The 12,026-nt window shown below is 71.8% G+C and carries 13 protein-coding genes; 3 read left to right on the forward strand and 10 right to left on the reverse strand.

The genetic code is table 11. From position 1 onward, the window contains the following. The first annotated feature begins 115 nt into the window (after nt 1-115). Together AC3RX0_RS14330 and AC3RX0_RS14335 are read left to right on the forward strand one after the other, a co-directional pair. Nucleotides 116-691, forward strand: a complete 576-nt coding sequence (locus AC3RX0_RS14330) for an ArsR/SmtB family transcription factor (protein ID WP_491506667.1) — start codon at nt 116-118, stop codon at nt 689-691. Continuing rightward, a complete protein-coding gene (locus AC3RX0_RS14335) occupies nt 688-1,938 on the forward strand; it encodes an MFS transporter (RefSeq protein ID WP_491506668.1) in 1,251 nt (416 codons plus the stop codon). Before AC3RX0_RS14330 ends, AC3RX0_RS14335 begins: the two co-directional genes overlap by 4 nt. 29 nt (nt 1,939-1,967) lie before the next feature. On the opposite strand, the gene AC3RX0_RS14340 is transcribed toward AC3RX0_RS14335, so the two are convergent. The 7 genes from AC3RX0_RS14340 to AC3RX0_RS14370 all read right to left on the reverse strand — a co-directional run bounded on the left by AC3RX0_RS14340 (nt 1,968) and on the right by AC3RX0_RS14370 (nt 8,469). Then, a complete protein-coding gene (locus tag AC3RX0_RS14340; protein WP_491506669.1) occupies nt 1,968-2,777 on the reverse strand; it encodes an ABC transporter permease in 810 nt (269 codons plus the stop codon). Beyond that, complete coding sequence (locus AC3RX0_RS14345; RefSeq protein ID WP_491506670.1) at nt 2,774-3,793, reverse strand: ABC transporter ATP-binding protein; 1,020 nt, start codon at nt 3,791-3,793, stop codon at nt 2,774-2,776. The genes AC3RX0_RS14340 and AC3RX0_RS14345 overlap by 4 nt, the downstream gene beginning before the upstream one ends. Nucleotides 3,794-3,880: 87 nt before the next feature. Next, on the reverse strand, nt 3,881-4,828 hold the full coding sequence (locus AC3RX0_RS14350) for a permease prefix domain 1-containing protein (RefSeq protein ID WP_491506671.1): 948 nt from the start codon (nt 4,826-4,828) through the stop codon (nt 3,881-3,883). Beyond that, nucleotides 4,825-5,196: a PadR family transcriptional regulator gene (locus AC3RX0_RS14355; protein WP_491506672.1), complete on the reverse strand. Its 372-nt coding sequence runs from the start codon at nt 5,194-5,196 to the stop codon at nt 4,825-4,827. Before AC3RX0_RS14355 ends, AC3RX0_RS14350 begins: the two co-directional genes overlap by 4 nt. A 164-nt stretch (nt 5,197-5,360) precedes the next feature. Continuing rightward, complete coding sequence (locus AC3RX0_RS14360; RefSeq protein WP_491506673.1) at nt 5,361-6,224, reverse strand: polyphosphate kinase 2 family protein; 864 nt, start codon at nt 6,222-6,224, stop codon at nt 5,361-5,363. 42 nt (nt 6,225-6,266) lie between these two features. Beyond that, nucleotides 6,267-8,093, reverse strand: a complete 1,827-nt coding sequence (gene menD, locus AC3RX0_RS14365; protein WP_491506674.1) for a 2-succinyl-5-enolpyruvyl-6-hydroxy-3-cyclohexene-1-carboxylic-acid synthase — start codon at nt 8,091-8,093, stop codon at nt 6,267-6,269. Next, entirely contained in the window at nt 8,083-8,469 is a 387-nt protein-coding gene (locus AC3RX0_RS14370; RefSeq protein ID WP_491506675.1) for a PLD nuclease N-terminal domain-containing protein, read from the reverse strand. The genes menD and AC3RX0_RS14370 overlap by 11 nt, the downstream gene beginning before the upstream one ends. Nucleotides 8,470-8,534: 65 nt before the next feature. Here AC3RX0_RS14370 and AC3RX0_RS14375 point away from each other — a divergent pair, with 65 nt between their 5' ends. Beyond that, nucleotides 8,535-8,870 carry a DUF4229 domain-containing protein gene (locus AC3RX0_RS14375; RefSeq protein ID WP_491506676.1) on the forward strand — a complete coding sequence of 112 codons (336 nt, stop codon included), beginning with the start codon at nt 8,535-8,537 and terminating at the stop codon, nt 8,868-8,870. A 30-nt stretch (nt 8,871-8,900) separates the two neighbouring features. On the opposite strand, the gene AC3RX0_RS14380 is transcribed toward AC3RX0_RS14375, so the two are convergent. From AC3RX0_RS14380 to AC3RX0_RS14390, 3 genes are read right to left on the reverse strand one after another with little or no spacing between them, the layout of a single operon-like run. Beyond that, on the reverse strand, nt 8,901-9,857 hold the full coding sequence (locus tag AC3RX0_RS14380; protein WP_491506677.1) for a 1,4-dihydroxy-2-naphthoate polyprenyltransferase: 957 nt from the start codon (nt 9,855-9,857) through the stop codon (nt 8,901-8,903). 39 nt (nt 9,858-9,896) lie between these two features. Then, nucleotides 9,897-11,030, reverse strand: coding sequence for an AMP-binding protein (locus AC3RX0_RS14385; protein ID WP_491506678.1), 1,134 nt, complete (start codon nt 11,028-11,030; stop codon nt 9,897-9,899). Nucleotides 11,031-11,044: 14 nt separating this feature from the next. Then, nucleotides 11,045-11,968: a 1,4-dihydroxy-2-naphthoyl-CoA synthase gene (locus AC3RX0_RS14390; RefSeq protein WP_491506869.1), complete on the reverse strand. Its 924-nt coding sequence runs from the start codon at nt 11,966-11,968 to the stop codon at nt 11,045-11,047. Nucleotides 11,969-12,026 lie beyond the last annotated feature (58 nt).

Genomic DNA, 12,026 nt, shown 5'->3' on the forward strand with positions numbered 1-12,026 from the left:
CCCGCGCCCGCCCGCACGCGCACTCCGCCCCCGCGCCCCGCGCCGTACCCTCGCGGGTCCGAGGATTACACAAGGATTCTTGTGCAATAGATGTTGTGTGGTTAGCATCGAGGGCATGGCACAACCCACCCGCCGCACCGTCAGCGTCGCCGACCCGTCCGCGCTGCGCGCGCTCGCCCACCCGCTGCGCCTGCAGATCATCGGCGCACTGCGCGAAGAGGGGCCGCAGACCGTCGGCGCACTCAGCGACCGGCTCGACGCGGCGCCCGGGTCGATCAGCTACCACCTCGGCACGCTCGAACGCCATGGACTGGTCGAGCAGGCGTCCGACCTCGCCCGCGACGGCCGTGAGAGCTGGTGGCGGGCCAGTGCCGAGCTCACCACGTTCGACCCGGTCGCGCTGCGGAGGAATCCTGCGCAGCGCACCGCGGCCCGCGCGATGCGGCGCGCGTTCGTGCAGGGATACGCCGCCGATCAGCTCTCGTACCTCGAGCACGAGGACGAGCTCGACGAGGACTGGGTCGCCGCCTCGACCATCAGCGACGACGGGGCTTGGCTCACCGCCGACGAGTTGAACGAGCTCAGCCGCGAGCTCGAGGACCTCGCCGCCCGGTGGCACGCGCGCGGCGACCGCGAGCGTGCCGGCACTGCTCGGGTGCGTATCGTCTACTCGGCGTACCGACGGCCATGACCGCGGCATCCACCACCACCCGACGTCGCGTCCCGATCGCGGCGCTGCTGGCCGCAGCCGGCATCTCGCGCGCGGGCAACGCGATCACCGTGGTCGCGGTGCCGCTGATCGCACTGCAGATCTCCGACACACCGCTGGCGATCGCCGCAGCCGGCATCGCCGCGACGCTGCCGCTGGTGATCGGCGGGGTCATCGGCGGCGCGGTGGTGGATCGGCTCGGCTTCCGGCGAGCGAGCATCATCGCCGACGCCGCCAGCGGCGTGACCGTGCTCGCCGTCCCGGTGCTCGCCGCTGCAGGCGTCCTGAACCTCGGCGTGCTGCTCGCCCTGGTGTTCCTGTCGAATCTGCTCGATGCGCCGGGCAGCGCCGCGCGGTCGAGCCAGATTCCGGAGCTGTCGGCGATGGCCGGGATGCCGCTGCCGCGCGCCGCCGCGATTCAGGCCACCGTCGAACGCACCGCGACGATGGTCGGCGCGGGACTCGCGGGACTGCTCGTCGCCCTGACCGGCCCCGCTCCGACGATGCTCGTCGACGCCGCGACCTTCGCGATCGCCATCGGTCTCACCGTGGCATTCGTCCCGCGCGTCGCGCTCGATGGTGCCGGACAGGATGGTGCCGGTCCCGATGCCGCCGGAAAGGACGAGGGCTTGGGGTGGGCGGCCCTGACCGCCGGCATCCGATTCATCCTGCGCACGCCCCTCGTGCGCGCCGTCGTCGCGATGGTGGTCATCACGAACGCCATCGACACCGCCGGGCTCACGGTGCTGCAGCCGCTCTACGCCAAGGGTCTCGGTCACGGTGGAGCGGAACTGGGCATCATGATCGCGTGCTTCTCGGCCGGAGCGCTCGCCGGAGCCGCACTCTACGGCATCATCGGCGACCGGGTCCCCCGTCATGTGCTGCTGATCGTGCTGTTCCTGCTCGCGGGGGCGCCGCCCTACCTCGTGCTGATGTTCGGACCGCCCTTCCCCGTCGTCGCGGTGGTGCTCGGTCTGTCGGGCCTGGCCGCGGGTCCGCTGAACCCGATGATCGACGCCGCCCTGTACCGCATGATCCCGGCAGGGATCCGCGCGCGGGTGCTCGGCGCGATCACAGCGGGCGTGACCGCCGCGATGCCGCTGGGCAGCTTCGTGGCCGGTATCGGCGTCGGCGCCTTCGGCCTGACCGCGGCGCTGGGCCTCGCGGGCGCGCTGTACCTCGCGACGATCCTGGCCACCGGTTTCGGCCGCCGCTGGCACGGCTTCTGACCCCCCGCCCACGCACCCCCACCGCGGGGTCAGATCGAGCGCTGGTACGAGCGCAGCGACCGCACCGCCCAGGCGAACGCGAGCACCGCCAGCAGCACGAGGCCTGCGACCTGCCACCATCCCGCGTCGGGATACACCCCGGTCAGACTCCCGCGGCCGAGCTCGACGGCCCAGGTCATCGGGTTCCAGCGCGAGACAGCCTGCACCCAGTCCGGCATGAGCGCGGCGGGCATCATCGTGGTCGACAGGAACGTGGCCGGCAGCACGACCAGCTGCGACAGACTGATCAGCGCGATCTGATTGCGAGAGATCAGGGCGACAGCGGTCGACGCACAGCAGAAGATCGTCGCCAGAACCGTCGCGACGGCCAGTGCCACCAGCATCCCGACCGCTCCTCCGGGGTATCGGGCACCGGCGAGCGCGCCGATCCCCAGCACGACGAGCGACTGCGCGACGCCGACGATGAGCTGCTGCACGAGCTGCCCGGTGATGATCGCCGAGCGCGAGATGGGCGACGTGAGGTACTGGTCCATGACGCCGGAGTCGATGTCGTCGATGTACCCGGTGCCGGCCCACGCGCCCGAGTACAGCACCGTCATCATGAGGATGCCGGGCACCAGATAGTCGATGTAGCCGGCCCCGCCGAACTGCGGCAGCGCGCCCAGCGAGTGGAAGACCTGCCCGAACAGCACGATCCAGATCACCGGCTGGATGAGGCTCATCGCGGGGCCCCACGCCTGCCGGAGCGAGACGATCAGCCACCGGCGCAGCACCTGGCCGGTCTGGGTGAACCAGCCCGCGCGGCGCACCGCGGTAGCCGGCAGAGCGAGCGTCATCATGCTGCGACTCCTTCCGGGACGGCGGGCGTGTGCTCGCCGAAGGTGTGTCCGACGAAGTGCAGGTACACGTCATCGAGGGTGGGGTGGGATGCCGCGACCTGCCCGTAGCGGACACCCGCGGCATCCAGAGCCGAGATCACCGCACCGACGGCGGCCGAGGCGTCGTCGGCGCGAGCCGCGAGCACCCCGCCGACACCGGATGCCTCGACCACGACGTCGCGCAGTCCGGGTACGCCGGCGATCGCGGCGCGCACGCGCCCGGGATCGGGCTCGACGAGCGTCACGCGCACGGAGTCGCCGTGCAGCGCCGCCTTCAGCTCGTCGGGGCTGCCCTGCACCACGGCCCGCCCGCGATTCACGATGAGCAGTTCGTCGGCGAGGCGGTCGGCCTCTTCCATGTAGTGCGTGGTGAGGATGACGGTGAGCGCCTCCTCGCCCGACAGGCGTCGGATCTCGGCCCACATCGCCGCCCGCGCCTCGGGGTCCAGGCCCGTGGTCGGCTCGTCGAGGAACAGCACGCCCGGCCGGTGGACGAGGGCCGCCGCCACGTCGAGCCGACGGCGCATGCCGCCCGAGAAGGTGCCGGCGGGGCGGTGGGATGCCTCGACCAGCCCGAACTCGTCGAGCAGACGCCGGGCGCGGGCGCGGGCTTCGGCGGCCGAGACGCCCCGCATACGCGCGGCCACCTCGAGGTTCTCGGTCGCGGTGAGGAACGGATCGGTGCCGGCGCCCTGGGAAACGTAGCCGATCGCGGCGCGCACGGCGTCGGGCTCGCGAAGGATGTCGCGGCCGGCGACACGGGCAGCGCCCGTCGTGGGCCGGGACAGCGTGGTGAGGATCTTGGTCGTCGTCGACTTGCCGGCCCCGTTCGGGCCGAGCAGGCCGAACACGCGTCCAGCCGGCACGGTGAAGCCGAGGCCGTCGAGTGCCCGGACGGCGGGTCTGCGACCGCGCCCGGGATAGACCTTGACGAGGTCCTCGGCCACGATGGCGGGTGGAGCGGTGTTTTCGGGCATGGCGAGGCATCCCTTTCTCTCTGAGGGTCGTCGAACGAAAGGTCGTCGAGCGGGCGAAGCGAGCCGAAACAACGACCCCGCCCTGGATCAGTCCTGCTTCTTGCGCACTCCGAACATCATCCGGGCGAGCACGAGCATCATGATCGCCAGCCCGCCCAGGAATGCGAGGGGCGCCCACCACCAGCCGACGGTGAAGACGAGCACGGCGATGACCGCGAAGGTCACGAGCCAGATCGCGGCGACATAGATGCCGAAGCGCGCGGCCGTGTCGGGCTCCTGCTCGAACCGGTTCGGCGGCATCTGCGCATGCAGCTGGCGGGTCCAGGCCTTGTGCCGGTTGGTCTGCGTGACCCCGAGCCATGCGAATCCCGCGATGGATGCCACGAGCAGCAGCGCTGCGAGCACCACGAGCCAGGTCGCCCCGAGGTGGACGGCGAAGGCGGCGCCGAGCGCGAGGGCGGCGAGCGTGCCGAATGTCGCGGCACCGAAGCCGACGGCGCGACGCGGCGGCAGGGGGTGGTTCGTCGTGGTCTCCTGCAGGAGCGCGTCGCCGGTGACCACACCCAGGGGCGCGGCCACGAGGGCTCCGAGCCCGACGAGACCGCCGAGTCCGATCGCGAGGGCCGCGGTGGCCCCCAGTGCGAACAGGAGGAGCGCCGCGGCGGCGATCAGACTGAGCACGACGGCGCGCACGACGAAGCCCGGCTTCGGGCGCACGCGCTTGCCGGCGACGAAAGCGTAGTCGTGGGTGTGGCGGTGAGCCGCCCCGCCGGTGCGCGCGTCCGTCGCGTCGGCCGGGGCCGCGGCATCCTCTTGCGCACCGTCACCGCGACCGTCGTCGAGCAGCTCGCGTACGTCGCCGAGTTCGGCGATCGCCCGGGCCGCGGCATCCGACGACGATGCGCCCTCGGACTCGAGCTCGGCCACGCGCGCCATGAGGTTTGCCCGGATCTCCTCTTTCAGATCCTGCGCGTCGGGGGTCATCTCGACGCCGGCGAAGGCCTCGTCGAGCAGGCGGTGGATGTCGGTGTTCATCGGCGTGAGCCCTTCGGGGAAGAGGTGTCGGCGGCGTCCAGCAGGGCGTCGATCACGTGCCGCGTGGCGACCCACGCGGCGACGTTGGAGATGTAGACGGCGCGGCCGGCGTCGGTGATGCGGTAGTACTTGCGCCGACCGCCCTGGGTCTCGTCCCCCCAGTACGACTCGACGAGCCCGTCGCGCTCGAGCCGGCGGTACGTGGCGTAGAGGGTGGCTTCTTTGATCTCGTGCTCGCCGCCGGTGGCCTCGCGGATCGTCTTGTAGATCTCGAAGCCGTAGCGGTCGCCGCGCCGCAGCACGCCGAGCACGATGGTGTCGGTGTGGCCCCGAATGAGGTCGGCTGCGAACGCACTGTCTTCCGTCACGTCAAGTACTGTATCACATCTAGTACTTGACGACACAAATCCGCTGACCCCCCTTTTCGCGAGAGCGCATCTGGCCGCCGAGAGTGCGGGTGTTTCCTTACCCCTCGGCCGTCAGTTGCACCCTCGCGGAGAGGCGGAATGCAGAAGCGCTTGTGCGGCGGCGGTCAGGTGGCGCGCAGGCGCTCGCGCTCGGTGGCGACGTCGAAGGATGCCGGGGGCCACGCCGGATCGATCTGGTCGAGCGTGCTCAGCAGCAGCGACTGCACGGCGAGCCGCGCGTACCACTTGTGATTCGCCGGCACGACGTACCAGGGCGCGTCCGACGTCGACGTGCGGTCGAACACGGTCTGGTACGCCTGCATGTACGCGGGCCACAGGACCCGCTCGTCCACGTCCGACGGGTTGTACTTCCAGTGCTTGTCGGGACGGTCGAGCCGTTCCAGCAGACGGTCGCGCTGCTCGTCGCCCGAGATGTGCAGCATGATCTTGACGATCCGGGTGCCGGCGCCGGTCAGCTCCTTCTCGAAGTCGACGATCGCACCGTAGCGACGCTCGATCTCGTCGGCCGGGGCGAGCGAGCGCACCCTGCCGATGAGCACGTCCTCGTAGTGCGACCGGTCGAACACTCCGATCATGCCGGGGTCCGGCACCCGCGAGCGGATCCGCCACAGGAAGTCGTGCGCGAGCTCCTCGGGCGTCGGCTTCTTGAACGCCGCCAGCTGCACCCCCTGCGGGTCGACCGATCCGACCACGTGACGGATGATGCCGCCCTTGCCCGCCGTGTCCATCGCCTGCAGCACCAGCAGCACCGAGGCTCCGGCATCCCCCACCCGGCTCGACGCGTACAGCCGCTCCTGCAGCTCGCCGAGCTCGTCGGCGCCGGCGACGAGGTCGTCGACCGAGTCCTTCTTGCGGCGTCCGTACCCCGGCGTGGCCTCGGGATCGACCTGGTCCAATCGGAACCCCTTGCCGACCCGCAGCAGGGTCGAGACGTCGCCGGTCCAGTGCTTGTGGGATTTCGAGGCCATGCGTCTCATCATGACGGCGCACCGCCCGGCGGTCCAGCGGCGTCAGCGCTGCAGCGGCACCTCGATGATCTGGCGGCCGCTGCCCGCGGTGAGAGCCTGGTCGAGGGCGGTGCGCGTCGTCGCCCGGACGTAGCCCCATCCGTACGCGGCGGCGAGCTGCTCGATTCCCGCCGTGTGCGGCGTGTACATGACGCGGCGCATGGCGGCGTCACCGGCAGTGGATGCCACTTCCAGGCCGTCGAAGATCGTGCCGCCGCCGTCGTTGCCGACGACGACCTGGATCCGAGGCTCCGGCTCGCCCGCCGGCAGGAGCAGCGCGCCGACGTCGTGCAGCAGGGCGAGATCGCCCAGCAGCACCCGGGTCACACCCGGGTCGCCACCACGCTGGCTGGCCACGGCCACCCCGAAGGCCGTCGCGATCGTGCCGTCGATGCCGGCCAGTCCCCGGTTCGCGTGCACCGGGACCTTCTTTCCGGGCAGGATGCCGTCGGCCACCCGCACCAGTCGCGACGAGCCGAAGACCAGCCGGTCGTGGGGCCAGGTCGCCCGCCACACGGCGTCGACGAGCAGTTCGCGGGTGAGCGGGGTGCGGGCGATCTCGACTTCGGCGGCGAGCGCGTGCAGCCGTCGGCTCGGCTCGGCCGAGGCGAGGCCCGCAGCATCGGGTGCGGCCGGGGCGAGGTCGACCTCGATCGCCCGGGAGGCCCGCATCCAGTCCCCGAGCCAGGTCCGGTCGGCGTCGCCGTCGGCGACCCTCGCAGCCGAGACGTGCGCGGTCGCGCCGTTCAGGTTCAGCGGCTCGCCCCGGCCGGCGACGGCGATCACCTCGACCTCGCGGCGGGACAGCAGCGCCGCGACCTCGCGCGAGAGCGTGGGGTGCCCGAACACCACGGCCCGTTCGACGCGGCCGCCGAGCCGGTCGTCGCGCAGCAGCGCCCGGTACCCGTGCACGAGGTGGCGGCCGAAGCGGGCGCCGCTGACGATCTCGGCGATGAGCGGCCAGCCGCCGTCGTGCGCGAGCTGCTCGGCGGCGGGTCCCGCGTCGGCTCCGGCCACCACGACCGTGCGCGGACCGCGCGGCAGCTCGACCTCGGCCCGCGCCTTCGGCCCCGCGCTGTCGAGATTGCGCAAACGGCGCCGATCCGCCCCCACACCGCGCACTTCGTGCGATCTCGACAGCTGATCGGACTCGGGGTGGCCCTTCGACTCGGTCGCTGCGCTTCCTCGCTCGATGACCGATGCCGCGTCCAGAGATCCCGCGAAGACGAACCAGGCGGGCAACTCCCCCGACAGCGGCTCGCGGTATGGAAGGTTCAGATGAACCGGACCGGGGCGACCGGCCGCGCCGGTCGCGGCATCCATCGCCTCGTCGGCAGCCGCGCGCACCCGGGCCGACGCCGCCGTGTCGCCGTCGGAATCGAGCTCGCCGGGTACGGGCAGATCGGCGCCGCACCGCACGTGCGAGGCGTACATGCCGACCTGGCGGGTGGTCTGGTTCGCGCCGATGCCGCGCAGCTCGGGCGGGCGGTCCGCGGTCAGCAGCAGCAGAGGCACCCCCGAGTGGTCGGCCTCGAGCACGGCCGGCAGCAGGTTCGCGGTGGCCGTACCCGACGTGCACACCGCGGCCGCCGGCATCCCGGTCTCGCGCCCGATGCCGAGCGCCGTGAATCCCGCGACGCGCTCGTCGATGCGCACGTGCAACGAGATCTCCCCACGCCGCTCGAGCTCGGCGGCCACCAGCGCGAGCGCCTGCGAGCGCGACCCGGGACTGAGCACGACGTGCTGCAGACCGCGTTCGACGAGCCGCACCAGCAGCGCGGCCGCCGCGTCGGTCGCCGGAGAAGCGAGCCCGCGCCGGTCAGCGGCCACGACGGGGGCCGGCGGAGGGATCGTCGTCGTCGCGGTCGAGGCGTGCGAGGTCCTGCTCGAGCTGGCGGATGCGCTCGTCCTGCTCGGCGCGGGAGTGGCGGTCGGGAGCCGGCTTCGTGCCGGGCCGCACCGTGCCCAGTCCACGCAGGAATTCGGGGTCGTCATCGGGGGCGCGAAGGGCGGGCGCGTGCGCCGGGCCGCGGCCGACGGCGAACCACAGGATGCCGCCGAGCACCGGGAAGACGATCACGATCGCCACCCACATCGGCTTGCCGACGCCCCGATGGCGCGGGGCAGGCTGCACCGCGGCGTCCACGATGCTGAACACCCAGAAGATCACCGCCAGGAGGGCGAGGATCAGAAGCAGCCGAGCCATGCCCTCATCCTAAGCCGAGGGAGCGCGGCCCGGCCCGCCCCGCGACCGCACGTAGACTGGGAAGCGTGAAGACCCGTTCCGCGATCGTGTACTCGGTGCTGCGCCTGCTGGCGTTCCTGGTGCCGCTGGGGATCATGATGCTGTTCCCGATCTTCCGCGACATGTACTGGATCGCCCTGATCTTCGCGGCGCTGATCGGCGTCTCGCTCTCGATCATCTTCTTGCGCAGGCCGCTGGACGACGTTGCCGAAGGGCTCGAAGAGCGTCGCAACCGGCGCACCGAGCGCCTGCACGGCGAGCGCACGGCCGCGCAGCAGGACGCCGATATCGAGGATGCCGCGAACGACGCCGCACGCGCAGACGCGGCGCCCTCGGCCGACGCCGGCGACGACGCCCGCTGATCCCGCTCGCGAAGTCCGGGCTGCGCCCGATCAGCCGAAGTATGCCCACATCAGCAGCGCGCCATAGGCCAGCGACGTGAACGACGTGACCGCCAGCGCCGTGACCAGCTCGCGCGGTGCGCGGTACATCCACACGATCAGCAGCACCGGGATGGCCCCGAGCAGCGCCATCATCACAAGCCACGCGAGCGGATAGAACACGGCCACGAACGCGGCGATCGCGAACGCGAGCACGACGCACACCGTGAACACGACCTGCGAACCGCGCCCGCCGATGCGGACCGACAGGGTGTTCTTGCCGGCGGCGCGGTCCTGGTCGATGTCGCGCAGGTTGTTCGCCACCAGCACTGCGACGGCGAGGAGCCCCGCACCCACCCCGCCGAACCAGGCCTCCTGCGGAGCCGACTGCACCTGGATCCAGGTCGTGCCGACGGTGGCCACCAGCCCGAAGAAGACGAACACGAACAGCTCGCCCAGCGCGTGGTAGCCGTACGGCCGTTTGCCGCCCGTGTAGAACCAGGCCGCGACGATGCAGGCGGCGCCGACCACCAGCATCCACCACTGCTGCGTGCGGACCACCAGCGCCAGGCCGACGAGACCGGCCAGGGCGAAGAACGACAGCGCGACGATCAGCACGGTCTTGGCCTTGACCTTGCGCGAGGCGGTCAGGCGAGCCGGCCCGTGGCGGTGGTCGTCGGTGCCGCGCACGCCGTCGGAGTAGTCGTTCGAGAAGTTCACGCCGATCTGCAGCAGCACGGCGACGGCGAGGCATCCGAGCGCGAGGGCCCAGTGGAACCGGATGTCGACCAGGTGCGCGGCCCCGGTGCCGATCAGCACCGGCGTCACCGCGAGCGGCAGCGTGCGCAGGCGGGCGGCGTGGATCCAATCCCCGAACGTCGGCTTGGGGATGTGCCGGATGGGCGCCTTGCCCGGGTTGCCGCGGGACGGCGCGCGCTTCTTGCGGGGGGCGCGGGAGGAGGATGCCACGATCCAGAAGTCTATGCGGAGGGTGCGACCACGACGGGGTCAGTGCTCGGCGAGCGCGCGGCGGATCGCCTCGCGATCGGGTTTGCCGCTGTGCAGCGTGGCCAGTTCGTCGACGATCACGAGCCGCGCGGGGCGGGCCGCCGCCCCCAGCACGTCGGCGACGGCGCGTCGAGCGTCGTCGAGCCGGGCCTGTTCGCTGCGGCGCAGCGCCTGTCCGCGGGCGACGACGATGACGGATGCCTCGCCCCACCGGTCGTCGGGAACGCCGACGACGACCGCTCCGGCCAGGCCTGCGACATCCCGCACGATCCGTTCGACGCGGTCGAGCGAGACGTTCACGCCCCCCGAGACGATGACGTTGTCGATGCGCCCGTGGATGCGCAGCACGCCGTCGTCGAACAGGCCCGCATCGCCCGTGCGGTACCAGCGCAGGCGAGGATCGTCGTCGTCGCGGACGAACACGGCGTCGGTCAGCGCGGGGTCGCCCAGGTAGCCGTCGGCCAGCGTGGGACCGGCCAGCCGCACTTCGCCGTCGACGATCGCCACCTCGACGCCTTCCAGCGGCACGCCGTCGTACACGCAGCCACCGCAGGTCTCGGTCGACCCGTACGTGCGCACGATGCGGGCCCCGGCATCCTGCGCGCGATCCAGCACGGCGGCCGGCAGCGCCTGCCCGCCGACGAGGATCGCGGCGAACGTGCGCAGCGACGACGCGATCGCGCCGTCGGCGTCGGCCGCATCCAGCAACCTCTGCAGCTGCGCGGGCACGAGCGACGTGTACGACCCCGGCGGCAGCGCCAGGGCGGCCTCGGCGAACGCCGTCGGGTCGAACCTGCCCTCGAGCAGCATCGGGTCGTGACCCGCGCGCAGTGACCGGATCATCACCTGGAGTCCGGCGATGTACCCGGGCGGCAGCGCCAGCAGCCACGCGCCCTCGCCGATGCGCGCGGCGGTCGCGGTCGTGCTCGCCAGCAGCGCGTCGCGGCTGATCACCACGCTCTTGGGCACCCCGGTCGAGCCCGACGTGGTGATCACTGCGCCGGTGCCCTCGGGAACCTCGACGGCCTCGACGCCTGTCATGCCGAGCCCGAGCGCCGGGCCGGTGCCGTCGAGCATGCGACGGGCGGCGTCCAGCACCTCGGTCGCCCCGTCTGTCAGAGGTTGGAGCTTCATGCGCGCTCAGATGTTCAGAAGTGCCAGGGATACGGCGACCAGTCCGGGTCGCGCTTCTGCAGGAACGCGTCGCGGCCCTCGACGGCCTCGTCGGTGCCGTAGGCCAGGCGGGTCGCCTCGCCGGCGAACACCTGCTGGCCGACCATCCCGTCGTCGACGGCGTTGAACGCGAACTTCAGCATCCGGATCGCGGTCGGCGACTTGGTCAGGATCGTCCGGGCCATCGCAATGGCCTCGCGCTCGAGGTCGGCGTGCGCCACGACGCGGTTGACGGCGCCCATCTCGTACGCGCGGTCGGCGGAGTACTCCTCGGCGAGGAAGAACACCTCGCGTGCGAACTTCTGCCCGATCTGGCGGGCGAAGTACGCCGAGCCGTAGCCGGCGTCGAACGACCCGACATCGGCGTCGGTCTGCTTGAACCGGCCGTGCTCGCGACTGGCGATCGTCAGGTCGCACACGACGTGCAGCGAGTGGCCGCCGCCGGCGGCCCACCCGGGCACGACGGCGATGACCGGCTTGGGCATGAACCGGATCAGCCGCTGCACCTCGAGGATGTGCAGGCGCCCGGCACGGGCAGAGTCGACATGGGCAGCCACCGGCCCTTCGACAAGGTCGCGCTTCGCGCCGCCTTGCTCAGGGACCTGCGTCTCATACTTGTAGCCGTCGCGGCCGCGGATGCGCTGGTCGCCGCCCGAGCAGAACGCCCATCCGCCGTCCTTGGGGCTCGGGCCGTTGCCGGTCAGCAGCACCACGCCGATCCGCGGATCCTGTCGGGCGATGTCGAGGGCGATGTACAGCTCGTCCACGGTGTGCGGGCGGAACGCATTGCGCACCTCGGGCCGGTCGAGCGCGATGCGGGCGATCCGGCCGTCGCGCGAGACGTGGGCGGTGATGTCGGTGTACGCCGCAGCAGTCCCGTCATAGGCGGGTGCCGGCATCCATTCATCGGGGTCGAAAAGCTCCGAAACGCTCACCCCTCCAGATTACGCGGGCCGA

It is taken from the genome of Microbacterium sp. W1-4-2, assembly GCF_058349885.2.